Annotated in this window: 24 protein-coding genes; 8 read left to right on the top strand and 16 right to left on the bottom strand. The window is 62.1% G+C overall.

Going from position 1 to position 24,712, the window contains the following annotated elements:
* Nucleotides 1–214 precede the first annotated feature (214 nt).
* From X739_RS139655 to X739_RS1000000171245, 6 genes are all read right to left on the bottom strand, one after another.
* Entirely contained in the window at nt 215–580 is a 366-nt protein-coding gene (locus X739_RS139655) for a PRC-barrel domain-containing protein (RefSeq protein ID WP_015317938.1), read from the bottom strand.
* A gap of 85 nt (nt 581–665) precedes the next feature.
* The gene (locus X739_RS139660; RefSeq protein ID WP_015317939.1) at nt 666–869 is read right to left on the bottom strand and encodes a dodecin family protein; all 204 of its coding nucleotides are present in this window, start codon (nt 867–869) and stop codon (nt 666–668) included.
* 52 nt (nt 870–921) lie between these two features.
* Complete coding sequence (gene kdsA / locus X739_RS139665; protein ID WP_023796044.1) at nt 922–1,770, bottom strand: 3-deoxy-8-phosphooctulonate synthase; 849 nt, start codon at nt 1,768–1,770, stop codon at nt 922–924.
* Nucleotides 1,767–2,648 carry a VOC family protein gene (locus X739_RS139670; protein ID WP_023796043.1) on the bottom strand — a complete coding sequence of 294 codons (882 nt, stop codon included), beginning with the start codon at nt 2,646–2,648 and terminating at the stop codon, nt 1,767–1,769. Before X739_RS139670 ends, kdsA begins: the two co-directional genes overlap by 4 nt.
* A 148-nt stretch (nt 2,649–2,796) precedes the next feature.
* Entirely contained in the window at nt 2,797–3,087 is a 291-nt protein-coding gene (locus X739_RS139675) for a Dabb family protein (RefSeq protein WP_023796042.1), read from the bottom strand.
* 168 nt (nt 3,088–3,255) lie between these two features.
* Nucleotides 3,256–3,390, bottom strand: coding sequence for a hypothetical protein (locus X739_RS1000000171245; protein WP_023773660.1), 135 nt, complete (start codon nt 3,388–3,390; stop codon nt 3,256–3,258).
* A gap of 336 nt (nt 3,391–3,726) precedes the next feature.
* Here X739_RS1000000171245 and X739_RS139680 point away from each other — a divergent pair, with 336 nt between their 5' ends.
* The gene (locus tag X739_RS139680; protein ID WP_023796040.1) at nt 3,727–4,983 is read left to right on the top strand and encodes a cyclopropane-fatty-acyl-phospholipid synthase family protein; all 1,257 of its coding nucleotides are present in this window, start codon (nt 3,727–3,729) and stop codon (nt 4,981–4,983) included.
* 133 nt (nt 4,984–5,116) lie between these two features.
* Here the strand turns inward: X739_RS139680 and X739_RS139685 are convergent, their stop codons facing one another.
* Together X739_RS139685 and X739_RS139690 are read right to left on the bottom strand one after the other, a co-directional pair.
* Nucleotides 5,117–7,096 (bottom strand): bifunctional 2',3'-cyclic-nucleotide 2'-phosphodiesterase/3'-nucleotidase, encoded by a 1,980-nt coding sequence (locus X739_RS139685; protein ID WP_023796039.1) that lies wholly within the window; start codon nt 7,094–7,096, stop codon nt 5,117–5,119.
* A 150-nt stretch (nt 7,097–7,246) separates the two neighbouring features.
* The gene (locus X739_RS139690) at nt 7,247–8,512 is read right to left on the bottom strand and encodes an NAD(P)/FAD-dependent oxidoreductase (protein WP_023796038.1); all 1,266 of its coding nucleotides are present in this window, start codon (nt 8,510–8,512) and stop codon (nt 7,247–7,249) included.
* A 163-nt stretch (nt 8,513–8,675) separates the two neighbouring features.
* Between X739_RS139690 and X739_RS139695 the strand changes: the two genes are divergently transcribed.
* Nucleotides 8,676–9,335, top strand: a complete 660-nt coding sequence (locus X739_RS139695; RefSeq protein ID WP_023796037.1) for a 5-formyltetrahydrofolate cyclo-ligase — start codon at nt 8,676–8,678, stop codon at nt 9,333–9,335.
* 4 nt (nt 9,336–9,339) lie between these two features.
* On the opposite strand, the gene X739_RS139700 is transcribed toward X739_RS139695, so the two are convergent.
* The gene (locus X739_RS139700) at nt 9,340–9,813 is read right to left on the bottom strand and encodes an Lrp/AsnC family transcriptional regulator (RefSeq protein WP_015317948.1); all 474 of its coding nucleotides are present in this window, start codon (nt 9,811–9,813) and stop codon (nt 9,340–9,342) included.
* Between the two features lie 157 nt (nt 9,814–9,970).
* Here X739_RS139700 and ald point away from each other — a divergent pair, with 157 nt between their 5' ends.
* Nucleotides 9,971–11,086, top strand: a complete 1,116-nt coding sequence (ald, locus tag X739_RS139705; RefSeq protein ID WP_023773655.1) for an alanine dehydrogenase — start codon at nt 9,971–9,973, stop codon at nt 11,084–11,086.
* A 212-nt stretch (nt 11,087–11,298) separates the two neighbouring features.
* Here the strand turns inward: ald and X739_RS139710 are convergent, their stop codons facing one another.
* The 5 genes from X739_RS139710 to X739_RS139730 all read right to left on the bottom strand — a co-directional run bounded on the left by X739_RS139710 (nt 11,299) and on the right by X739_RS139730 (nt 15,201).
* A complete protein-coding gene (locus X739_RS139710; protein ID WP_023773654.1) occupies nt 11,299–11,766 on the bottom strand; it encodes a DUF1203 domain-containing protein in 468 nt (155 codons plus the stop codon).
* A 178-nt stretch (nt 11,767–11,944) separates the two neighbouring features.
* A complete protein-coding gene (locus X739_RS139715) occupies nt 11,945–12,508 on the bottom strand; it encodes a GNAT family N-acetyltransferase (protein WP_023773652.1) in 564 nt (187 codons plus the stop codon).
* 4 nt (nt 12,509–12,512) lie between these two features.
* Complete coding sequence (gene sseA, locus X739_RS139720) at nt 12,513–13,394, bottom strand: 3-mercaptopyruvate sulfurtransferase (protein ID WP_023773651.1); 882 nt, start codon at nt 13,392–13,394, stop codon at nt 12,513–12,515.
* A gap of 29 nt (nt 13,395–13,423) precedes the next feature.
* Nucleotides 13,424–14,167, bottom strand: a complete 744-nt coding sequence (locus X739_RS139725; protein ID WP_023773650.1) for an alanyl-tRNA editing protein — start codon at nt 14,165–14,167, stop codon at nt 13,424–13,426.
* Nucleotides 14,167–15,201 carry a cysteine synthase A gene (locus X739_RS139730; RefSeq protein ID WP_023773648.1) on the bottom strand — a complete coding sequence of 345 codons (1,035 nt, stop codon included), beginning with the start codon at nt 15,199–15,201 and terminating at the stop codon, nt 14,167–14,169. Before X739_RS139730 ends, X739_RS139725 begins: the two co-directional genes overlap by 1 nt.
* 224 nt (nt 15,202–15,425) lie before the next feature.
* On the opposite strand from X739_RS139730, the gene X739_RS139735 reads away from it, so the two are divergent.
* Both X739_RS139735 and X739_RS139740 read left to right on the top strand, forming a co-directional pair.
* Nucleotides 15,426–16,247 carry an SDR family oxidoreductase gene (locus X739_RS139735; protein ID WP_023796036.1) on the top strand — a complete coding sequence of 274 codons (822 nt, stop codon included), beginning with the start codon at nt 15,426–15,428 and terminating at the stop codon, nt 16,245–16,247.
* 92 nt (nt 16,248–16,339) lie between these two features.
* Nucleotides 16,340–17,314 (top strand): alpha/beta fold hydrolase, encoded by a 975-nt coding sequence (locus X739_RS139740; RefSeq protein WP_023773646.1) that lies wholly within the window; start codon nt 16,340–16,342, stop codon nt 17,312–17,314.
* Between the two features lie 104 nt (nt 17,315–17,418).
* On the opposite strand, the gene X739_RS139745 is transcribed toward X739_RS139740, so the two are convergent.
* On the bottom strand, nt 17,419–18,840 hold the full coding sequence (locus X739_RS139745) for a DEAD/DEAH box helicase (RefSeq protein ID WP_023773645.1): 1,422 nt from the start codon (nt 18,838–18,840) through the stop codon (nt 17,419–17,421).
* 409 nt (nt 18,841–19,249) lie between these two features.
* Between X739_RS139745 and X739_RS139750 the strand changes: the two genes are divergently transcribed.
* Nucleotides 19,250–20,782 (top strand): acyl-CoA carboxylase subunit beta, encoded by a 1,533-nt coding sequence (locus tag X739_RS139750; protein WP_023773644.1) that lies wholly within the window; start codon nt 19,250–19,252, stop codon nt 20,780–20,782.
* A gap of 34 nt (nt 20,783–20,816) precedes the next feature.
* Here the strand turns inward: X739_RS139750 and X739_RS139755 are convergent, their stop codons facing one another.
* Complete coding sequence (locus X739_RS139755) at nt 20,817–22,346, bottom strand: bifunctional ADP-dependent NAD(P)H-hydrate dehydratase/NAD(P)H-hydrate epimerase (protein ID WP_023773643.1); 1,530 nt, start codon at nt 22,344–22,346, stop codon at nt 20,817–20,819.
* A 357-nt stretch (nt 22,347–22,703) separates the two neighbouring features.
* On the opposite strand from X739_RS139755, the gene X739_RS139760 reads away from it, so the two are divergent.
* Together X739_RS139760 and glnA are read left to right on the top strand one after the other, a co-directional pair.
* Entirely contained in the window at nt 22,704–23,042 is a 339-nt protein-coding gene (locus X739_RS139760; RefSeq protein WP_006205430.1) for a P-II family nitrogen regulator, read from the top strand.
* Nucleotides 23,043–23,108: 66 nt separating this feature from the next.
* A complete protein-coding gene (gene glnA / locus X739_RS139765) occupies nt 23,109–24,518 on the top strand; it encodes a type I glutamate--ammonia ligase (protein WP_023773642.1) in 1,410 nt (469 codons plus the stop codon).
* Nucleotides 24,519–24,712 lie beyond the last annotated feature (194 nt).

Here is a 24,712-nt window from a genome sequence, read left to right as displayed (position 1 = left end):
CGCGCGGGGCGAAACAGGAGGGGTTCGCCATGTCTGAGTTGAGCGGTATTGTCAGTCTGTTTCTGATCGCCGCGGCGTTCCTGACGTCATGCGACAACCAGCAGTCGCCGCCAAAGGCTACTGCCTCTTAGCCGGCTTTGCACGCTAGCGAGTAGCGTTACGTTTGAATCAAAAGGGGGGCCGTAGAACGGCCCCCCTTTTTCCTATTATGGCGTCAATGCCAGTAGGGCGCGACCTTGTAATATTCGTATGACTCGTCGCGCGCGCTCTCGCCATCCGCGCCGGCCAGTTCGTTGATCGAATGGGCAGGCGCTGCCTTCAGCTGTTCCTTGGAGAATGGTATGACATAGCCGCCTCTTGCCTCATCATAGTCGAGGCTTGCCCAGGGGATGGCGTGGTACTTCTCGCCAATGCCGAGAAAGCCGCCAAATCCGATCACCGCGAACATGATGCCGTTCGACGTCTTGTCGAGCATCACGTCCTCAATGCTGCCGATGCTGTCGCCTTGGGTGTTGTAGACGGTCGTGCCGATGACTCGTGAAGCGGCAATGGCTTCGGTGTGACCTGTTTGCGTCGTCATTGTTTGCTCCTCGTTGTCGTTAATCCGCACTTTGACAATGAGGGGCGCGGGCGAAAGTTCCCGACTTTTTTGGCGGGCTGCCCAATCACTCCGCGAGGATGAAAGTCACCTTCATATTGACGCGATAGGCTGCGATCTTGCCATCCTCGACGACGATCTTCTGATCCTGGATCCAGGCGCCTTCGACGTTCTTCAGGGTCTTCGCGGCGCGCGCAATCCCCTTCTCGATGGCGTCTTGAAAGCTTTTCCTGGACGACGAGGTGATTTCGGTGACACGGGCGACGGACATTGGCTTGCTCCTGCCAAAGCGCTCATTTGCCGGACAAGCCTACAACCGGGGCTTATTCGCTACACTTTGCTATCCTGTCGAAGGCCATGAGCCTTTCCAGCAGTGCCGGCATATCCTTCAGCGGCAGCATGTTGGGACCATCGGAGGAAGTCGAATTGTCCGGGTCCTGGTGGGTCTCGATGAACACGCCGGCAACGCCCACGGCAACGGCCGCGCGGGCCAGCGTCTCGACAAAGCGGCGCTCCCCGCCAGACGATCCGCCCTGCCCGCCCGGCTGCTGCACCGAATGGGTGGCGTCGAAGATCACCGGGGCGCCGATCTCGGCCATGACGGGCAGAGCGCGCATATCCGACACCAGCGTGTTGTACCCGAAAGAAGCGCCGCGCTCGGTGGTCAGCACATTGGCATTGCCGGAGCCGGTGATCTTGGCGACCACGTTCTTCATGTCCCAGGGTGCGAGGAACTGCCCCTTCTTCACATTGATGACCTTGCCCGTCCTCGCGGCGGCGACGAGCATATCGGTCTGGCGCGACAGGAAGGCCGGAATCTGCAGCACGTCGACATGCGGCGCCACGATCGCGCACTGTTCCTCGGTGTGGACATCGGTCAGCACGGGAAGCGAGAATTCCTTGCGCAACTCGTCGAAGACGGGAAGCGCGGCGTCCATGCCGGCACCCCGCGTTGCTGACAGCGAGGTGCGATTGGCCTTGTCGTAACTCGTCTTGTAGACGAGGCCGATGCCGAGCCTGCCGGTCAGCTCCTTCAGCGTGCCGGCCATATCGAAGGCGTGCTGGCGCGATTCGAACTGGCAAGGGCCGGCGATCAGCGCCAGCGGTCCGGTATTGTCGAAGACGACGTTGCCGACGGTTACCGACGAATTGGGCGCCAGGGGGTTGCTCATGGGATCTCCCGAAAGATGAAAGCCGCGCCCTGCCCGGATGCCGGCCGCACGATGATGTCATTGCCCGACATATCGTGCTGGATGGCATTGGCCGCAAGCAGGCGTGCGGTGGCGCCAATGTCGGGGATCGAAAAAACCACGGCGGCGAAGTGCAATTCTGATGGCGTACCGGCCGTTATTCCGAAGCGCGCCGTGAAAGCAGCGGCGTCCAGCACGGTCAAGCCCGCGTTCGGCAGATGAAAAACGCCGTCGTGCGCATCGGCGGCCTGATCATTGACCGCCACTGAAATCAGCCGATGCTGCTCGGCGGAAGCGCTGCTGATTGCAATCACCTCGACAATTCCGTCGACCCCATTGGGGTGAGCCTGCAAGGCTCCTCGGTCTACTCTCGGCGCGTTGATGCGCTGACAGGCAAAAAGAAATGCGTCCGTTTGGCCAGGAGCCGCGGCAAAGGCGAGCTTGAACGACGCCGTACGGCTATTGCCCGCCGAATCGGTGAAGGCTCGGGAGAAGCTCAGCTTGTCTCCCGCCGACAGACCCGCTTCGACATAGCGTTCATGGTCGCCATCCGCATTGTCCGTGCCGAGGACCACCGCGGAAAATCCCTCGTTGCCACGACTTTCGCGATAGAGGCGATCCCGCGCAACGAAGACATTGCCCTCGGCAGCCGCCTCTGTCGCAGCCTGTTTACGGCCAATCGCAAGCGGCTCCAGATAGGAGCCGTCGGCGAGGAAAACGCAGCAGTTTTCCGTGCCAAACGGATGGATTCCGGTCGGAGCGACGACGAAGCCAAGGGCGTTAAGCCGGGCACGCGCCGCATCAAGGCTCTGCGTCGGCAGAACCAGATGATCGAGCGGATGAATGCCTGACGAGGTCATGGAAGCGCGATGTGCATCATTCGGAAGAACGGTTCAAGACTTGATCGCAATGCCGCCGGCGGCGGCCCCGCAACAACCACCTGGAAGAGTCTTGGACATTCGCTTCCGCCGCTATTGGACTTGACGTGAGGCTATCCCCCGCACGGAATCAGCTTCGGGCCACGACATCAGCGGAATAGCGCAGCTCGCGCAATGGTTTGACCTTGCTGGTGGTCTGCGCATAGAGCGGGTGCGCCTTGTAGGCTGCCAGCGCCGTGTCATCGGCGAATTCCGCGTAGACGACGACATCGACTTCATCCGAGAGCGGGTCGACCTTGGTGTTCAACGTGACCTCGAAGAGGCTGGAATGAGGAATGTCACCAAGCGCCAGCAGTCCGGTGCGAACTGCTTCCACATCTTCCTTGCGCCGCGCGCTGAAGAAAACGATATGCCGGATCAATCCCGCCTCCTCGATCTGAAATGTCGAGCTCTTTTGTGACGGCGGTCTCTTTGCGTCAACCGGTCATGGCGCCACGCGTCCTTGCGACGCGCCTCGATCGGGCTGGCCCTCGTCTCACCGCGGTTAGCACCCCAACTGAGGCGCCAGGCTGCTATCTCAAGAAGGATATCAGGCTTTTCCGGTGACGTAGCGCACTACATGGGAGAGTTCTCTGACCGTGACGTCAAGATACCGGCCCTGATTGTAGAGACCGTCCCAGATCAGAAAGAACGCGATGGCGGCAATGACAATCACATAACGCATGGCCAAAGCTATCGCACTAGCGCTGCGGCTGCCATAGACGTTTTCGATTTCGGGCAGCAGCCTGACGCAAGGCGGCGGATGCCAGCCACCCGCGTGGCACAGTCCAGCTCTTGGCATGCCTCTTGAAGTTCCGCCTCATGGCGTGGAAGATTGGCGCAGGCATTCATCGGAAAGCGCTGAAGCTCGGGCTAAGGGTCGCGCGCTTCGTTTGAGCGCGCCTGTCGCCGGATCCGCAGGCTACCCGGTACAAGGCAACGGCGTTCGAACCCGGCGAATGAACCAAGAGAACCGCGGCTCGGCAATTGCGCCGGCACCACGGAGATCCAGGGGCATGGAATGGCACACGGGGAACAGGATGGCATAGCGCCGGGCGACGTGGTCAGGCTCGACGAGTTCAATTTCGCCGAGAGCGTCAAGGGCCTGCCGGCCAAAGCGCGCATGGTGCTGTCGGCGGCGATGAACCTGCCGCGCGGTTCGCTGAAAGTCTGGATGCCGGACGGCCGCGCCGTTCTCGTCGGCGGCAAGGCGCCGGGGCCCGATGCCGAACTGGTGCTCAAGAACTGGCGCCTGCCGGGCCGCGCCTTTTCCGGCGGCACAATTGGTGTTGCCGAATCCTATATGGACGGCGATTGGGAAAGCCCTGACGTCACCAGCTTCCTGGAATTGTTCGTGGTCAACTCCGCCTTCGGTGAGAGGGTTGCCGGCGGCGCCAGCTGGCTCATCAACACAGTCCAGCGCATCCGTCACTGGTTCAACGAGAACACACGCACGGGATCCAAGCGTAATATCTCGGCGCACTACGATCTCGGCAACGCCTTCTACAAGGAATGGCTCGACCCGAGCATGACCTATTCCTCGGCGCTTTACGCCAATGGCGTCAACGATCTCGAGAGCGCCCAGGCCGCCAAATACCGGGCGCTGGCCAGGGATACGGGCGTAGGCGCGAAGGATCATGTGCTGGAGATAGGCTGCGGTTGGGGCGGCTTTGCCGAATTCGCCGCACGCGAAATCGGTTGCCGAGTCACCGGATTGACCATCAGCCGCGAGCAGCACGACTTCGCCAAGGCGCGCATCGCCAAGGCCGGCCTTGCCGAGAAGGTCGACATCAAGTTGCAGGATTACCGCGACGAAATGGGCACCTACGATCGCATCGCCTCGATCGAGATGTTCGAGGCGGTCGGCGAGAAATACTGGCCGGTGTTCTTCTCCAAGATGAAGGACTGCCTGAAGCCCGACGGCATGGCTGGACTGCAGATCATCACCATCAACGAAGCCGCCTACGACACCTATCGCGCCAGGCCGGATTTCATCCAGCGCTACGTTTTCCCGGGCGGCATGCTGCCGACGCCGTCCATCTTGAAATCACTTGGCGCCGCGCACGGCCTTGCCCATCTGCGCGAACGCGTTTTCCCCGAGGACTATGCCCGTACGCTTGCCGAATGGCGCCAGCGTTTCCGAGGGTCGTGGGAGAAAATCGTACCGCTCGGTTTCGACGATCGCTTCAAGAAGCTCTGGGAGTTCTACCTGCACTATTGCGAAGCCGGCTTCCGAGCCAGCTACATTGATGTGCGCCAGGTGGTCTACAAGGCGTAGCCTGTGCGGGCGGCATTTCCACCGATGCGCTGGATCTTGTCATGCCGGTAGTCAAGGGGCGATTCGTGCCGCCGGCCCCTCCAAGGATCTGACATGCGGCCAAGGCTGACCGCACCAGTTTTTGACGGCCTGATCAGAGAAGGATGCGATATCTGGCAAAGCCAGCTTCGCCCTCGCCGGCAGGTTCGATCTTAAGCGACTTCACATCGGCGATGAAGTCCTTTGCCTTGACGCCGGTGTCGAAGACGACGCTGGTTCCCGGCAACGGCGCGAACGACCAGTTATCGTCGGCCGACGGGTTGATGGTGCCCTGGCTGACGATGTATCGAACGATGACATCGCGGTTGGTGTCCGGCGCCTCGTAGATGATCTTCGAGGCATTGATGTCAGGGAAATTGCCACCGCCGCCGGCCCGGTAATTGTTGGTCGCGACAACGAATTTCGCTGCCGGATCAATGGGTTTTCCGTCGAACATAAGCTCAACAATGCGATTGGAACCGGCATTGGCGATGCCGCCCTTGGAATCGTATTTCGGCGGCTGCGACAGGTCTATCCTGTAGGTGACGCCGTCGATCACGTCGAAATTGTAGGATGGAAAATCAGTGTTGATCAGAACCTGGTCGGCCTTCCCGGCCTCGATTCGGTTGAAAATGCCGGCCGACATTTCCAGCCATTCCTTGACCTGAGCCCCCGTAATTTCCACGGCGCGCACCGTGTTGGGATAGAGGTAGAGGTCGGCGACGTTCTTGATCGCGATGTCGCCCGCCGGCACGTCGGTATAGTAGTCGGCGCCGTTGCGTCCACCGGCTTTGAACGGGGCCGCCGCCGATAGCAACGGCACGTCCTTCCACTGTGTGCTTTTCAATATGTCCTTCAGGTACCAGGTTTGCGCCTGGCTGACGACCTGTACCGACGGGTCGTCCGCGACCAGCGCGAAATAGGAATAGAGCGGCGCGGACGTCTTGCCGACAGGGCGGCGTACATAGGCGAGGGTCGCTTGGTGGTCTTGCTCGAGAGCGGCGATGATGCGCTTGTCGTCCGGGACGGTCGGCTTGTTCTTGCTGTCGACACGCTCGAAGATGGGCCGCGCCTCCGATGTCGCCGAGACCACTTTCCACTTCGACCCGTCGCGCTCCAGCATCAGGTCGATCAGGCCCATATGCGAGCCCCAGAAACCGCCCATGACGGCGGGCTTGCCCTGCAGCGTCCCCTTCTGTGCGTCAACGCCCTCGAGCGCCTGGAAATCTTTCTTGCCGGGGAAGACCAGATGCTGGTGTCCGGTGAAGACCGCGTCGATGCCTTCGACGCCTGCGACAAAGAACGAGGCATTCTCCATCCTGTCACCCTGCTTGACGTCGATGCCGGAATGCGAGAGCGCGATGACGATGTCGGCGCCCTCCTCCTTCATCCGCGGCACCCACGCCCTCGCCGCTTCGACGATGTCGCGCGTCTTGACGTTGCCTTCGAGGTTCTTGAGGTCCCAGACCATGATCTGCGGCGGCACGAAACCGATGATGCCGACCCTGATCGGCTGTTCCGCGCCTGACCCGTCCTTGATCTTCTTGTCCAGGATTATGTAGGGCTTGAGGTAGAGCTTGTCGTCGCGCGGGTTGGCGGCAAGCTCGGTACCCCGGATCAGATTAGCGCAGACGAACGGGAAATTGGCGCCGGCCAGCACCTTGTCCAGAAAGGACAGGCCATAGTTGAATTCGTGATTGCCTAGCGTCGAACACTCGTAGCCGAGCAGGTTCATGCCTTTCATGATCGGATGGAGATCGCCCTCCTTCAGGCCCTTCTCATAGGCGATGTAGTCGCCCATCGGGTTGCCCTGCAAAAGGTCGCCATTGTCGATCAGCATCGAATTGGCGGCTTCCTTGCGCACCGCGTCGATGAGGGAGGCCGTGCGCGACAGGCCCATCGTGTCATTGGCTTTGTCGGCGTAGTAGTCATAAGGCAGCACGTTCACATGGATATCGGTGGTTTCCATGATCCTTAGATGCGCCTGGTTGGCCTGCGCCCGGGCGGAGAAGGGGTGAAGCACGATCAGCGCCCCTGTGGCGGCGGCCCCCGCCAGGAGACCACGGCGAGAGACGGGATGGAGCAGTTGCGACATGTTTTCTCCTTCTTCGACGACCTGACGAGCCCTGCCCCGAAGCGAACTTCGCGCTGAAATCAGCTCAAGTCCACTCAAGAAGTCGCGCGCATCGGCACGCCAATCCATCAGCAACAGATGACGGCCGGATGAAAGGCGCGGTGAAGAAAGTCAGGTCTTGTCGTCGTCGCCCTGGGTGATCAACCGGGCGCTGCGCTGGCCTGTGACGTAGATCCAAAGCCAGCTCAGCGAAACCGCCAGCCGGTTGCGAAAGCCGATCAGGAAATAGATATGGGCAATGCCCCACAGCCACCATGCGAGCCAGCCGGTCAGCTTGATCCAGCCGAAATCGATCGCGGCGACGCGCTTGCCGATCGTCGCCAGATCGCCGGCGTGCTTGTAGTGGAAAGGCCGCGGGCTGGTGTCGCCGGCAAGCCTGGCCTTGACGGTCGCGGCAACATGCCGTCCCTCCTGCTTGGCGGAAGGGGCCACGCCGGGCACCGGCCGCCCGTCGGGCCGCAGCACGTGGGCGGCGTCGCCGATGACAAAAATCTCCGGGCTGCCGGGCACGCTGAGATCAGGCTCGACCAGCACTCTGCCCGCCCGATCCGCTTTCGCTCCCAGCCACTCGGCGGCTGGCGAAGCGGCAACGCCAGCTGCCCACAGGATCGTGCGGGCCGGTAGAACCGTGTCGCCAAAAACCACGCCGTCGGCATCGCAGCGCGTAACGGCCCGGCCGAGCTCGACCGAAACGCCAAGCCGTTCCAGCTCCTTCCCGGCGTAGTCGGAGAGCTTTGGCGCGAAATTGGCCAGAATGCGGTCGCCGGCCTCGATCAGCACCACGTGCGTCTGGCGCGTATCGATGTTGCGGAATTCGCCGCGCAGCGTGTCTTGTGCCAGTTCGGCAATGGTTCCGGCGAGTTCGACCCCGGTCGGCCCGCCGCCGACGATGGCAATGGTCAGCAGTGCCTCGCGCCTGGCAGCGTCGGGTTCCCGCTCCGCCTGCTCGAAGGCCAGAAGAATGCGGCGCCGAATGGTGGTGGCGTCCTCCAAAGTCTTCAAGCCCGGCGCGAAAGGCTCCCACTCGTCATGGCCGAAATAGGCATGGCGCGCCCCGGTGGCGAGCACCAGCGTGTCGTAGGCGACGGCGCTGCCGTCGTCGAGCAGAACGCGTTTGCCGGCCCGGTCGACACCCGTGACATTGGCGAGCAGCGTGGTCACATCCCTGCGCTTGCGCAAGAGATGGCGGATCGGCCAGGCAACCTCCGAGGTTGCAAGCGCCGTGGTTGCCACCTGATAGAGCAGCGGCTGGAACAGATGATGGTTGCGCTTGTCGATCATGGTGATGCGCACCGGTGCGCCGGCCAGTGCGCGGGTGAATTCGAGACCGCCGAACCCGGCGCCAACGACGACGACATGATGTCTGGCATCGCTCATTTGATTCACCCCTGATGGCAAGATTGCCTGCCCTAGATGTAGGTATCTTGTGCAATGCAACAATGGCAGGACAGTGCTTGAGACTCGTCGTTCCATGTCGTGAATGCACATGTTCTATCGTATCGCGAGGTATAGCGTCATCGAACGTGAGATGAGGTGAGGCATGGCTAACGATCATGACAACCAGGGCCCGGCGCAATACTCTTCGCCGCCCTGCTTCATGCACGAGCTCGACCCTGCGTTCCAGGCACCACTCAGCGACTGGACCGACGTGCGGCGTTGGCGCAAAGCCGAGCGCGAAAGGCTGATCTCCGCCCGACTTGAAGTTTCCGCCGATGCCCGAACGGCAATGTCGCAACGCATCGCCGGCGGGCTGGATGCACTTGTCGGGGACATCGCGGGCCGCATGGTCAGCCTTTACTGGCCATTTCGCGGCGAGCCGGATCTGCGGCCCTGGATGGCGTCCGTCAATGAGCGTGGCGGCCGCACCGCACTGCCGATCGTGGTCGAGAAAGGGCAACCGCTGATCTTCCGCGCCTACAAACCGGGCGACCGGTTGGAAAAGGGCGTCTGGAACATCCCGATTCCGGCAGAGGGTGATCCGGTGCTGCCGGACATCGTCATCTCGCCCATTGTCGGCATTGATCCGGCAAGCTATCGCCTGGGCTATGGCGGCGGCTTCTTCGACCGTACGCTGGCCGCCATGCCGTTCAAGCCACTGGTCATCGGTGTCGGCTACGAAATGCAGCGTATCGCCACCATCTATCCGCAGCCGCACGACATCCCGATGGATCGGATCGTGACGGAGGCGGCCACGGTATAGGGCTCTACGCCATCTCCGGCTTCAGACCCATTGCCGTGCGGTCGACGATTTCGCGCAGGGCGAAGGACGAATTGATCTTCGTCACATGCGGCATCGCCGACAGCCATTCCTTGTGGATGCGCTCGTAGTCGACGAGATCCTTGGCCGCGATCCGCAGGATATAGTCGTACTCGCCCGACATCAGGTGGCAAGACAGCACGTTGGGGCAGCGTTTGATCGCTGCCTCGAAATCCGACAGCGTCTTCTCGAACTGGCCGGAGAGCGATATGTGGACGATCGCCGTCATCTGGTGGCCAAGGGCCGCGTTGGACAGCCGGGCGTGATAGCCGCGGATGGTTCCGGACTTCTCCAAATTGTCGAGCCGGCGAGAGCAGGCCGACTGCGATAGGCCGACCTTCTCGGCAAGCGCCGCGTTCGGCATCCGCCCGTCCTTCTGCAAAGTCTCCAGAATGGCGATATCAATCCTGTCGAGCGGCATTTTTCGTGATTCCTGCGAAAAAGCGTAAGATTTTTGCAACGACTATCGAAACCAGCCTGTTCACGCAAGCGCATTCGCAAACACCTGCACGCCGATTCATGGTTCACTCCAGCACTACAGGGAGTGAGCCCAAAAGGGCCCGGATCAGGAGAAGAAAATGCGCATCGGCTGCCCCAAGGAAATCAAGAACCATGAATACCGTGTCGGCCTAACGCCAGGCTCGGTCCGCGAATATGTCGCCCATGGCCACGAAGTGCTGGTCGAGACCGGCGCGGGCGCCGGCATCGGTGCCGATGACAACGCCTATCGCGCCGCTGGCGCCGTCATCGCCAAGACGGCCGCCGACGTGTTCGCCAAGTCGGACATGATCGTCAAGGTCAAGGAACCGCAGCCCAATGAATGGGCGCAGCTGCGCGAAGGCCAGATCCTGTACACCTATCTCCATTTGGCTCCGGATCCGGAGCAGACCAAGGGCCTGCTCGCCTCGGGCGTCACCGCGATCGCCTACGAAACCGTGACCGATGATCGTGGCGGCCTGCCGCTGCTGGCGCCGATGTCGGAAGTCGCCGGCCGCTTGTCGATCCAAGCCGGCGCCACGGCGCTGCAGAAGGCCAATGGCGGCCGCGGCGTGCTGCTCGGCGGCGTGCCCGGCGTGCTGCCCGGCAAGGTCACCGTGCTTGGCGGCGGCGTCGTTGGTCTGCACGCGGCCCGCATGGCCGCCGGCCTTGGCGCGGATGTCACCATCATCGACCGCTCGATCCCGCGCCTGCGCCAGCTTGACGACCTCTTCGCCGGCCGGATCCACACCCGCTACTCGACCGTCGAGGCGCTCGAGGAAGAATGCTTCTCCGCCGACATCGTCGTCGGCGCCGTGCTCATCCCGGGCGCCGCCGCACCGAAGCTCGTCAGCCGCGAAATGCTGTCCGGCATGAAGAAAGGCTCGGTACTGGTCGATGTCGCGATCGACCAGGGCGGCTGCTTCGAGACCTCGCACGCGACCACCCATGCCGAGCCCACCTACGAGGTCGACGGCGTGATCCACTACTGCGTTGCCAACATGCCAGGTGCCGTGCCGGTGACCTCGGCCCACGCGCTCAACAACGCGACGCTGCACTATGGTCTGCAACTCGCGGACAAGGGCCTGAAGGCTCTGGTCGATGACCATCACCTGCGCAACGGCCTCAATGTCCACAAGGGTAAGATTACCAACCGCGCGGTCGCCGAAGCGCTCGGCTACGAACTGGTCGAGCCGAAAGCAGTGCTGGCGGCTTAAGGCTTCCTTCAGTCTTCCCCGCCGGCTCGAACCGGCGGGTTTGTTCTAGAGCAATCGGCACAGGCAACAAAAAAGCGGAGCCAAAGCCCCGCTTCCTCGATATCGAGATTGCCGCCGGTTCATCCGCGGTCGGCCAATCGATCGACACTGGCTTTCTAGCGCGTATATGCGACAGCAGTACGACAGAGACTTTCTGCCGCCAATCCTAGATCTCATGCGCGCTCGACGCGGCACTGATAGCAATTGTTGCGGGCCGAGCGGACATGCACATAGGCAATGTCCTCACGCTCCAACAAAGTCTCGGCTCGTGCGGCAATTGCTGCGGTCGGGATGACGCCACCGCTGCCGTAGACGATGCGATCATCGCCGCCATAGCCGCGCACGATATAGTCTGGGCTGTCGAGGATCTCCGGCGGCTCCCCTGTCCCGGCGGCACGCTCGCATTCCTGGGCATGCAGGAAGATCGGCCCGGTTTCTGCATAGGGCTGAGGGTCTGGAAATGGCCGGTAGGCGAGGATGAGATAGACATCGCCGGCGGCGATATTCCTGAGGCAATGACGGCAGGGCATCCCGTCGCCGTCAGAGACTTTCCGCTCGGGCGTCCGGCCATAGGCATCGGGGCCGCCGCGCTGCAGGGCCCTGACATTTTCGGTCGGCAGAGCTGTGAATTGGATGGTCATCGCAAGATCTCCGGTACTGGTGACCGGAAACTATGCGCTCGCCGCCGTGCTTCCCACCCGATTCCCGCCAAGCGTCGTCAGATCGACCCTTTCGAGCTCAAGGAAGGCCACCGAAATCGGCTAATCAGTTCGACAATCCTTTGATGAATTGCCGAAGCAGCGGCAGATTCCGGCTGAGTTACGGCCGCATGACGCTGGCCGAGCGCTCGGCGAAAGGTAGGGGATGCACGACTTCCTTCTTCTGCGCGACCGGCTGGAAACCGAGCTTCTGGTAGAGCGGTAGCGCGGCCGGGTGGTCGAGCGTGCAGGTCTGCACCGTCACCCTTTTCGGCCCATATGACCATGCGGCGGCAATCGCCGAACCAAGGAACCAGCGACCGATGCCTTGACCGGTGGCATGTTCCATCATGCCGAAATAGGCGAGTTCGACTTCCTCGGGCAGATGCGGCTTGAGATCGAAGAAGCCGGCTGGCGCACCGTCGAGATAGAGCACCCTGATATCGCGATCCTCGCGGTGGATTCCGGCCGACAACTCATCGTCATTCAGCCTCAGAACATTCACCCACTGCCATTTGCGTCCCACCCGGTCCATGAGGTAGCGATAAAAATGCAAGGGAATGTCCCTGGTCTTCAGCAGCGCTACCTGGCGGTTGTAGGGTACCGGTGGCGAGACGGGCGGTGGGGCATGCATTTCGAGAAAAGTCACAGTGACCTCAATGTCCTGCAGCACGCCGTTTTCCATCAATTCATTCCTTGCCGGTCGTTGCTGGGCCGGTCGTTGCTGGGCCGGTCACGACTGGTGTATCGGACAATCCGCCCCACTCGGTCCATGAGCCGTCATAAAGCCTGTTATCGGTATGGCCAAGCGTCTCCAGCGCCAGCGTGACCACCGCGGCGGTGACGCCGGAGCCGCAGGATGTGACCACGGGTCCGGACAGGTCGATACCGGCGTCCTCGATCACTTTGCGCAAACGGTCCCTCGGCAGCAGCCTGCCGTTTTCCGAGAGCGCGGAGTACGGTACATTGCGCGCGCCCGGCATGTGACCGGAGCGGATCCCCGCACGAGGCTCGGGTTCGCTGCCGGTGAAGCGGCCCGGCCCGCGGGCATCGGCGATCTGGCCTGCCTTTGTATCGACAAGCCGGCGCATATCGGCCAGACCGACGACGCGACCGGCGTCGAAATCGGCATGAAAGACGCTTGGCGCGATCTTCGTCGGCTCGGCCGTTACCGGCCGGCCGGTCGCCTTCCAGCCGTCGAAGCCGCCGTCCAGAATATAGGTCTGGAAGACACCCATGATCCGGAACATCCACCATGCCCGCGGTGCGGAGAAAAAGCCCGGGCCATCATAGACGACAATGGTGTCATCAGCCGACACGCCCATTGAGCCGACATATTGGGCGAAATGCTGCGGCGATGCGAGCGTGTGGGGCAAGGCAGCGTCAGGATCCGAAACCGCGTCCTGGTCCAGGAAACGGGCGCCAGGAATATGAGCCGCATCATACTCGGCGCGCGCGTCGCGCTTTTGTGCAGGCAGATACCAGGAGGCGTCTACGATCGTCAGGCCCGGCTGGCCCAAGCGCCCCTGCAGCCAGTCCGCATCGACGGTAAAAGGACTATCCTCGGCCATTCTTTTCTCCTGCCGCCTTTTGACGCTGTTCAGTTCGCCGGCATAGGACCGAAGCGGATGCGGAAGCGCCTGTTCTCCCGGCCCTTCTTTTCGATCTTGCCGATGTGGATCTCGCCGATTTCGCCGGTGCTCCTCACATGGGTGCCGCCGCAGGGCTGGCTGTCCACCGAGGCGTTGTCACCGATGCAGACCAGACGGATCTTGCCGGTGCCAACAGGCGGCCGGACGTTCTTGGACTTCACCAAACCAGGGTTCGCGGCCAATTCCTCGTCGCTGATAAGCCTGGTGAAGATGGGATGATCAGCCCGCACCAGATCCATCATGCCGGCGGTTACCTCTTCCTTGGTGAAGCTGGCGTCTGGAATGTCAAAATCGACACGGCTGTCGTCCTCGGAAACCGCCGCCCCGGTGATCGGGAACGGACAGATGACGGTGAGCAGATGGCAAGCCGAGTGCATGCGCATCAGCAGATGCCGACGCTCCCACGAGATTGCCAGCTTCACCCGCTCGCCAACGGCCAGTGGCGCCTGCGCGAGCACCGGCACGTGGATGATCTCATCCTTGTTCTCGCCTGATATGGTTGCGGCGATGTCGATGCCGCTACCGTCGGCACGCTCCAACGTGCCGCTATCGCCCGGCTGGCCGCCCGAGGTGGCGTAGAAGATCGTCCGGTCGAGGATGATGCCGCCGCGCTCATTGATGGCGACGACCGTGGCATCAGCCGTCGTGAGATAGGCGTCGTCGCGAAACAGCGCTTCGGTCCTGTGCGCCATCACGCGACCTTCTCGAAGGGCACCGAAATCTTGCTCTGCAATTCCATCCAGCCTGGTACAGGCAGTTGCTTTTCGCGCAGGAATTCGGGGTTGAACAGCTTCGACTGGTAGCGCGTCCCGTAGTCGCAAAGGATCGTCACGATGGTGTGGCCCGGACCCAATTCCGCAGCCAGGCGCATCGCGCCGGCAATGTTGATGCCGGTCGACCCGCCGACGCACAGGCCTTCCTCCTGGATCAGGTCGAAGACGATCGGCAGCGCGTCCTCATCCCTGATCTGGTAGGAGAAGTCAGGCGTGAAGCCTTCGAGATTTGCGGTGATGCGCCCCTGCCCAATACCTTCGGTGATCGAACTGCCTTCGGACTTCAGCTCGCCGCTGGTGTAGAAACTGTAGAGCGCTGCGCCGAGAGGGTCGGCGAGCGCGATCTTGACGTTCTTGCTCTTTGCTTTCAATCCGAGCCCGACACCGGCCAGCGTTCCGCCTGACCCGACCGCCGAGACAAAACCGTCGACCTTGCCCCCGGTCTGGGCCCAGATTTCCTCGGCCGTCGTGCGGATATGGCCATCGCGGTTGGCGACATTGTCGAACTGGTTGGCCCAGATCGCGCCGTTCGGTTCGCTCCTGGCCATCTGCTCCGCCAGCCGTCCCGACAGTTTCACGTAGTTGTTGGGATTCCTGTAAGGCACGGCCGGCACTTCGATCAGCTCGGCGCCGAGCAACCTGATCGTGTCCTTCTTTTCCTGGCTCTGGGTATCCGGAATGACGATGACGGTGCGATAGCCCAGCGCCTTGGCGACGAGCGTCAGCCCGATGCCGGTATTGCCGGCGGTCCCCTCGACGATGACACCGCCCGGCTGCAACAGGCCGCGTTGTTCGGCATCACGGATGATGAACAGGCCGGCGCGATCCTTAACCGACTGCCCCGGATTCATGAACTCGGCCTTGCCCAGGATCTCGCAGCCAGTTTCTTCGGAAGCCTTGTTGAGGCGGATCAGGGGCGTGTTGCCGATCGCGTCGATCACTGAACGGGGCATTCGGGATTCCTTGTATGCGTGCGCCGAACCCTAGAAACCCAACGCTTAGGTTTCAAGGCAAGAATTCGTCTGGTCCAGTCGCATTTCCGGCGCTGCGGTGTATGGATGTCGCGGGGACCGGCTGGACACCCGACAGTTCATTTGCACCTGGCGTCGAGAAGCACTCTTTTCATTCGATTCCTCCACCGATAGAGCAAGACATCAACAACTCGGCAGGGCGCAGCATGACACTCTATCGGGCCGATCCGAAACACGGCGTAGCCTGGGTCACTGGCGGCAGCAGCGGCATCGGCCGCTCGCTGGCCAGGGATCTGGCGTCACAAGGCTATGCGGTGGCGGTGACAGCGCTGGACGACGATCCGATCGACACGCTCATCGTCGAGACCGCGCAGATGCCGGGCCAGGTCGTGTCCTTTCCCTGCGACGTCACCGACGAGCCGCGCATGGCAAGAACGGTCGCCGCGATCGAGAACGACCTCGGACCGATCGTGCTCGCCATCTTCAATGCCGGTAATTACATCTCGACACCCGGAGAGTCCCTCGTCGTCAAGGACTTTCGCCGCTCCTTCGAAGTCAACTATTTCGGCATCATCCATGGGCTGGTGCCTGTCGTCGAGCATATGCGGGTGCGGGCACGTGGCCATGTCGTTCTGGTCGGCTCGGTGACCGCCTATTTCGGCTGGCCGACCACGGCGGCCTATGGCGGTACGAAGGCGGCGATCAACATTCTGGCCGAGTCGCTGAAATATGATTTCGACAAGATGAACATCCGCGTCCAGGTGATTAACCCCGGTTTTGTCGACACGCCGTTGACCGAAAAGAACATGCTGCCGATGCCTGGCCTGATGCCGGTCGGCCGCGCGACGCGCCGCATGATGCGGGGAATCAAATCCGGCGGCTTCGAAGTGACCTTCCCGTACAGAACGAGCTGGCCGCTGAAATTTCTCGGCATGCTGCCAAGGCCGCTATGCCGATGGGTGATCAGCCTGACGACCAGCTGGAAAGCACGCCCACTGCATTATGAGCGCAAACCGCCCAACAAATAGATGCCCACAGGATTGGTGGCTGGGCCGCCTGAACCGCCGTTGCCTGTTCATGGCCACCACCATAGTCTGAATGTTGTTGCGTGGAGTTTGCGATGGGGCGACGGATCGTGCTTGCTGTGCTGGGCCTGATCGCCATCCTTGCACTGACCTTCCTATTGGGTCCACGCGTACCCGTCGATACCACGATCCGCTTCGATCCTTCCGCCATTGGCGACGACCCGCAAGCCTATGTGGCAAAAGTGGAGGCAGCCATACCCGGTATCCGTGATGGGCTGGAGAAGGAGATCGTCTGGGCCGACCCGATGGTGCATGCAAAGACGCCGCTATCGATCGTCTACATCCACGGCTTTTCCGCATCGAAGGGCGAGATCCGGCCCTTGCCCGACGACGTGGCCGACCAGCTCGACGCCAACCTGTTCTACACTCGCCTCACCGGCCACGGGCAGGACGGCGCGGCGATGACGCAAGGCAGCGTCAATGCCTGGATCAACGACTATGAGGAGGCGCTCGCCATCGGCCGGGCAATCGGCGACAAGGTGATCGTCATCTCGACATCGACCGGCGGCTCGCTGGCGGCCTGGGCGGCGACGCAGCCCGGGGCATCCGAGGGTGTGGCGGCCATTGCATTCATCTCGCCCAATTTCGGCGTGAAAGCATCCGGCGCCGAGATCCTGACCATGCCCTGGGGCAAGCAGATCGCCGAACTCGTCGCCGGCAAGGAACGTAGCTTCGCGCCACGCAACGCGCTGCATGAGAAATTCTGGACCACCAGATATCCGATCGCCGCGACGATGCCCATGCAGGCGCTGACCGACCTTGCCTATGGCGCGCCGGTGGAGAAGGCGACCATTCCCGCCCTGTTCATCTTCTCGGATATAGACAAGGTCGTGCGACCCGACCGCACGCGTGAGATCGCCGCGCGCTGGGGTGCCCCGCATGAGCTGGTGCCCATCGAAAGCACTGGCGATCCAGACAACCATGTCATTGCCGGCGACGCGCTGTCGCCATCCACCACCGGATTCCTGGCGCAACGGATTGCCGTCTGGATCCAAGCAGTGGCGAAGTAAGGGTCGAAGACAAAAACGACGGCTGAAGCAATGCTCAGCCGCCGTTTTATTTGTAGTCGGCACGAGGCAACCGCCGAGAACTGGCCGGTTACCGCAGGGGTTCGTTAGGCAGCCCGTGCCGCCGGACGCTTGCCGCCGAAGCGGCGCTTGTTGTTGCCCTTGAAGGGTTTTGCACCTTCCGGCTTGCGCTCACCGGCAAAGGCCGGCTTGTCGCCAAAACGCTTCTTGCTGAAACCGCTATTCGGCTTCTTCTCGCCGCCCGGCCGCCTGCCATCGCGACGGCCATTGCGGTCGCGATCGTTGGCGGGTTCGAAGCGCTCGTTCTTTTCCGCCGGATTGCGTGCCGGATCGGGGCTGCCGAGATGGTCGGCAACGATTGGCAGCTTGGTGCGGATGATGCGCTCGACCTGGCGCAGCTTGCTATTCTCCGAAGGATCGCAAAGCGTGAGCGCGATGCCATCCATACCATTGCGGCCGGTGCGGCCGATGCGGTGGACATAGCTTTCGGCTTCGTCCGGCAGGTCGAAATTCACGACATGGCTGATGCCGGGCACGTCGATGCCCCGCGCGGCGATGTCGGTCGCGACCAGAATGCGCACCGATCCATCACGGAAATCGTTCAGTGCCTTCTGACGGGCATTCTGCGATTTGTTGCCGTGAATGACGGCGGCCTTGAAGCCGTCGCGCTCGAGGTCCTTGGTCACCCGGTCCGCGCCATGCTTGGTGCGCGAAAAGATGATGACGGACTTCATCGCTTCGTCGGCGAGCATCGTCGACAGCACCTGGCGCTTCTGCTTGGTGCGGGCGAAGACGACGCCCTGCACGATCTCGGCGGCCGCGGTGCTTTGCGGCGAGACCTCGATGCGGACCGGGTTCTTCAGGAGGCCCTTGGCGAGTTCGGCGATCTCGTCCGGCATGGTGGCCGAGAACAGCGCCGTCTGGCGGTCGGGCGCGGTCGCCTTGGCGATGCGCTTGACGTCGTTGATGAAGCCCATGTCGAGCATGCGGTCGCCCTCATCCAGCACCAGCCATTTGGTGTCGGAGAGGATGAGGTCGCCCTCGCGCACCAGGTCGGTCAACCGGCCCGGGGTGGCGATGAGGATATCGACGCCGGGAGCAACCTTCTTCACCTGGCTGAAGCGCGAGACACCGCCCAGCACGAGTGCCGTCGAGACATGCGCGCCCTTGGCGAGGATCTTGATGGTGTCCTCGATCTGCACCGCGAGTTCGCGGGTCGGCGCCAGGATCAGCGCGCGGGTCGTCTTGGCGCGCCGCTTGGTGCCGAGTGCGATGATCTTCGACAGGATCGGCAGCGCGAAGGCAGCGGTCTTGCCGGAGCCGGTCTGGGCGATGCCGAAAATGTCACGGCCTTCCAGCTGCGGCGGGATCGCCTGCATCTGGATCGGCTTCGGTTCGGCGAAGCCGGCATTGTGGGTGGCCTTGAGCAGCGCACCAGTAATTCCCAGCGCCGCGAACCCGGAGAGTTCCGCGGTGTCGTTGCCGGGCAATGTGTTTTCATTGGTCAAAATAATCTTCTTTCACGCGGCCTCTGGCCGCAAACGTCAATGGCGGCAGGGCGCAACCTGCCGTCGAAAATTTGATATGAAACGACAAGGCGGGCGGACGCGGGCGTCCACTCGGCTGCGCTGTCGTGCCCGAAGGCATCATGCCACGGGGCTTTTTCGCCACTTTGTGATGTACCGGAAGAGGGGCCGATATACCGGAAAGAGGGAAAACAGACGCAACCAGTCTCATTTGTCGAGAAGGCCGGAATCTCCCGGCCCAAGCGCCTATGGGCTGCATATGGCTGAGTTCGCCCCGGAATGCAAGAGGCGCGATGCTGCGGTGCAGCAAAAACCAACCAAAAGCCGACGCTTGCACTCCCCGACTGGCATCATTACCACAAACGCAGCTTCCGATTGTGGGGACCGAACGATGAAGGACGTGCTGAAGGAACTCGAGCGACGGCGCGACATCGCCCGGATGGGTGGCGGCCAAGCCCGTATCGATGCGCAGCACAAGAAGGGCAAGCTCACCGCGCGCGAACGCATCGAGGTGTTTCTCGACGAAGGCTCGTTCGAAGAATTCGACATGTATGTCGAGCACCGCTCGACCGATTTCGGCATGGAGAAGACAAAGATCGCCGGCGACGGCGTCGTCACCGGCTGGGGTACGATCAATGGCCGCCCGGTTTATCTCTTCGCCAAGGATTTCACCGTGTTCGGCGGTTCGCTGTCGGAAGCCCATGCCGAGAAGGTCATCAAGGTGCAGGAGATGGCGCTGCGCAACCGTGCGCCAATCATCGGCCTCTACGACGCCGGCGGGGCGCGTATCCAGGAGGGCGTCGCAGCCCTCGGCGGCTATGCCGAGATTTTTCAGCGCAACGTGCTTGCGTCCGGCGTTATACCGCAGATTTCTGTGATCATGGGGCCGTGCGCCGGCGGTGACGTCTATTCGCCCGCCATGACCGACTTCATCTTCATGGTGCGCGACACCTCCTACATGTTCGTCACCGGGCCGGACGTGGTGAAGACCGTGACCAATGAGACGGTGACCGCCGAGAGCCTCGGCGGCGCGTCGGTGCACACGACGAAGTCCTCGATCGCCGACGGCGCCTATGACAATGACGTCGAGGCGCTCTTGCAGATGCGGCGGCTGATCGACCTGTTACCAGCTTCCAACACGTCGGAGATCCCCGAGATCGAATGCTACCAGTCGGTCACCGACCATGACATGTCGCTCGACCGGCTGATCCCCGACAACGCCAACAAGCCCTACGACATCAAGGAATTGATCCTGAAGGTCGCCGACGAGGGCGACTTCTTCGAGATCCAGCAGAGTTTCGCCAAGAACATCGTCACCGGTTTCGGCCGAGTCGAAGGCCGAACCGTCGGCTTTGTCGCCAACCAGCCGATGGTGCTGGCCGGCGTGCTCGATTCCGACGCCAGCCGCAAGGCGGCGCGCTTCGTGCGCTTCTGCGACTGTTTTTCTATTCCCATCGTCACCTTCGTCGATGTTCCAGGCTTTTTGCCGGGCACGGCGCAGGAATATGGCGGGCTGATCAAGCACGGCGCCAAGCTGCTTTTCGCCTATGCCGAGGCGACCGTGCCGAAGATCACCGTCATCACCCGCAAAGCCTATGGCGGCGCCTATGATGTGATGGCGTCAAAACATCTGCGCGGCGACATGAACTATGCCTGGCCGACGGCGCAGATCGCCGTCATGGGGGCGAGAGGCGCGGTCGAGATCATCTACCGCAAAGACATCGGCGATGCCGAAAAGATCGCGGCCCATACAAAGGCTTACGAGGACCGCTTCCTGTCGCCTTTCGTGGCCGCCGAGCGCGGCTATGTCGACGAGGTGATCATGCCGCATTCGACCCGCCGCCGCGTAGCGCGCGCGCTACGCATGCTGCGCAACAAGGATATGCAGAACCCCTGGAAGAAGCACGACAATATCCCGCTGTGAACGGGTGTCGCGGTCATCGCTCAAATGTGGTTGATCAGCGCCCGCCTCCGGCAGCCACCAGGTCGCGCAGCACCGGCACTATCGCCAGCGGCAAATCCTCGGCGATCAACCCCGGTCCGAACCGACTGCCGGCCTCGGCATGGATCCAGACCGCCGCGCAGGCTGCTTCGAAAGCCAGCATGCCTTGGGCAAGCAGGCCGGCCGTGATGCCGGACAACACATCGCCCGATCCTGCGGTGGCAAGCCAGGCCGCGCCGTTGGAATTGATCGCCGCCCTGCCATCGGGAGCGGCGATCACCGTGTCGGCGCCCTTGTAGACGATGACGGCATTGGCGCGCGCGGCCGCCGCGCGTGCCTTGTCCAGCTTGGACGAGACATTGTCATCGGCGATGTCAGCAAACAGCCTGGCGAACTCGCCTTCGTGCGGTGTCATCACCAGCGCGGGCGCGCCCGGCCCGCGGGCGGCTTCGAACAAGATATCCGGCGCCTCACGAAACGAGGTGATCGCGTCGGCGTCGAAGACCAGGCCGCCAATTCCGGTGGACGCGGCCGCCGGCTTGCCCGACGCGAGTAGCACAAGTGCGAACGCCCGGGTTTTTTCGCCGATGCCAAAGCCGGGTCCGAGAACAAAAGCCGATAGCCGGCGCTCCCCGACGAATGCTTCAATGTCGGCAGCATCGTCGGCCTTGCGCAGCATGATCGAGGTCAGGTGCGCGGCATTGACCTGCATGGCGTTGCCCGGCGACAGAACCGTCACCGCCCCTGCCCCGCTTCGGGCAGCGGCTAGCGCTGAGAGCCGCGCCGCGCCGGTGGCGCTCGGCCCGCCGGAAAAGACGCCGACATGGCCGCGCTTGTATTTATGAGCGTCGACGGCCGGCACCGGCAAACCGCGCGACCAGAGTGCCGGTCCGTTCTCGAAGGTCTGGGGCTGGAGCCTTGCAATCACGTCATCGCCGATTCCGATACCGGCAAGCACGACCTCGCCGCATCGCTCCCGGCCGGGCAGGAGCAGATGGCCTGGCTTCTTGCGCGCGAAGGTCACGGTGAGGTCCGCCGAAAAGGACGTGCCGAGCACCTTGCCGCTGTCACCTGAAATGCCGGAAGGCAGGTCGACCGCGACAACCGGCAAATGCAGCTTGGCGGCCAGATCGACCGCCCTGGCGGCTTCGCCGGACAGCGGCTTGGACAGCCCTGCCCCATAAAGCGCATCGACCACGATCGAGCAGGGACCGGCATCAAAGTCCGATAGCGGCCGGGGTTTGATGGGGCATTCCGCGGCGGCGAGTGCCGCGTCGCTATCCGGCCTCGGCGGGCCAGACGTCCAGACCGTGGTGGCGACACCGCTGCCAGCCAGAATGCGAGCGACGACATAACCGTCGCCGCCATTGTTGCCCGGGCCGCATAACACATGGACATGCGCCGCGGAGGGATAGCGGCTGAGCACTTCGGTCGCGACGGCCTGCCCGGCACGGCGCATCAATCCAATGCCGTCGATTGGACCTGCTGCAATTGTCAGCCGATCCGCCTCGCCCATCTCGGCGGACGTAAGAAGTTCGTGGCTCATGGATTGCCGATCCGCATTCGATCAAGCATTGTCCAGTTTTCGGCTCGACGCAAACGGGGAGGAGTTGGCGCTGTCATGACCACGTCGACCGGCGCGAGGATTGCAAGCACGGATCTGCCCGCAGGATGAGCAATTTGCCCGAATATTGGGCAGACATGCACAGTCGTGCCGGGTAGGCTGCAGCCATCCATGCCGCTTCCGATGCAGCGAATGACGCGAATTTGCATCCGGGGGTGACATGACTTTGAAATCGTATGACACCGCTTCTGTTCCCTGCGACTGGCACAGTTCGTGCTTGATTGAGACGCAAGCGGGGGCTCACAACCCGTTTTTTTGGCAGTGGAGGCCACTTTTTACATGAAAAAGATCGAAGCGATCATCAAGCCATTCAAGCTGGACGAAGTGAAGGAAGCGCTTCAGGAGGCCGGACTGCAAGGCATTACCGTTACCGAGGCCAAAGGCTTCGGCCGCCAGAAGGGTCATACCGAACTCTACCGCGGCGCTGAATATGTCGTCGACTTCCTGCCCAAGGTGAAAATCGAGGTCGTGCTCGGCGACGATGCCGTGGAAGGCGCGATTGAGGCTATCCGCAAGGCGGCCCAGACCGGCCGCATCGGCGACGGCAAAATCTTCGTCTCCAACATCGAGGAAGTGGTGCGCATCCGCACCGGCGAAACCGGAATGGACGCGGTTTGATCCGAGCCGGCCGTCCTCTAAGAAACGTCATCCATCAAAAAACGTCAGCACACAGGGATACATGACATGACGACAGCCAAAGACATCATGAAGCAGATCAAGGACAACGACGTTAAATTCGTCGACCTGCGCTTCACCGACCCGAAGGGCAAGCTGCAGCACGTCACCATGGATGTCGTCGAGGTCGAGGAAGACATGTTCGCCGACGGTGTAATGTTCGACGGCTCCTCGATCGCAGGCTGGAAGGCCATCAACGAATCCGACATGGTGCTGATGCCCGACCCGGACACCGTCCACATGGACCCGTTCTTCGCGCAGTCGACCATGGTCATCCTGTGCGACATTCTCGATCCGGTCTCCGGCGAATCCTACAACCGCGACCCGCGCGGCACCGCCAAGAAAGCCGAGGCCTACATGAAGTCGGAAGGCATCGGCGACACCATCTATGTCGGCCCGGAAGCCGAGTTCTTCGTGTTCGACGACGTGAAATACAAGGCCGATCCCTATAACACAGGCTTCAAGCTCGATTCGACGGAACTGCCGTCGAACGACGACACCGATTACGAGACCGGCAATCTCGGCCACCGTCCGCGAGTCAAGGGCGGCTATTTCCCGGTGCCGCCGATCGATTCGGCGCAGGACATGCGCTCCGAAATGCTGACCGTACTCGCCGAAATGGGCGTGCGCGTCGAAAAGCACCACCACGAGGTCGCCGCCGCCCAGCACGAGCTCGGCATCAAGTTCGACGCGCTTGTCCGCAACGCCGACAAGATGCTGATCTACAAGTACGTCGTGCACCAGGTCGCCAATGCCTATGGCAAGACGGCCACCTTTATGCCGAAGCCGATATTCGGCGACAACGGCTCGGGCATGCACGTCCACATGTCGATCTGGAAGGGTGGCAAGCCGACCTTCGCCGGCAATGAATATGCCGGCCTGTCGGAAAACTGCCTGTTCTTCATTGGCGGTGTCATCAAGCACGCCAAGGCGATCAATGCCTTCACCAACCCGCTGACCAACTCCTACAAGCGACTGGTGCCGGGCTATGAAGCGCCGGTGCTGCTTGCCTATTCGGCGCGCAACCGCTCGGCCTCCTGCCGCATCCCGTTCGGCTCGTCGCCGAAGGCCAAGCGCGTCGAGGTCCGCTTCCCCGATCCGGGCGCGAACCCCTACCTGGCGTTCTCGGCGCTGCTGATGGCCGGCCTCGATGGGATCAAGAACAAGATCCACCCGGGACAGCCGATGGACAAGGATCTCTACGACCTGCCGCCGAAGGAACTGAAGAAGATCCCGACCGTCTGCGGTTCGCTGCGCGAAGCGCTCCAGAGCCTCGACAAGGACCGCGGCTTCCTGAAGGCCGGCGGCGTCTTCGACGACGACCAGATCGACAGCTATATCGAGCTCAAGATGGCCGAAGTGATGCGCTTCGAGATGACCCCGCATCCGGTCGAGTACGACATGTACTATTCGGTCTAGGAATCCGCTCGAACAATGTTTCAAGGCCCTTGAAGGTTTTCCCCCTTCAAGGGCTTTTTGCCGAAAAGGCTCATCGATGGATTGCGTGCGGCCAGCCACGCAACGATGGCCAACTTCCTTTTTTGGGGGACGCAATCAATCGCCAGGAGCGAGCGGCACACTGCCTCAGGCTGCAATGCCCGCTCGTCCGGCGC

Source organism: Mesorhizobium sp. LNHC209A00 (assembly GCF_000502915.1).
Classification (GTDB): domain Bacteria; phylum Pseudomonadota; class Alphaproteobacteria; order Rhizobiales; family Rhizobiaceae; genus Mesorhizobium.
The sequence above is the reverse complement of the archived record's forward strand: the minus strand, read 5'-3'. Positions and strand labels throughout refer to the sequence as shown.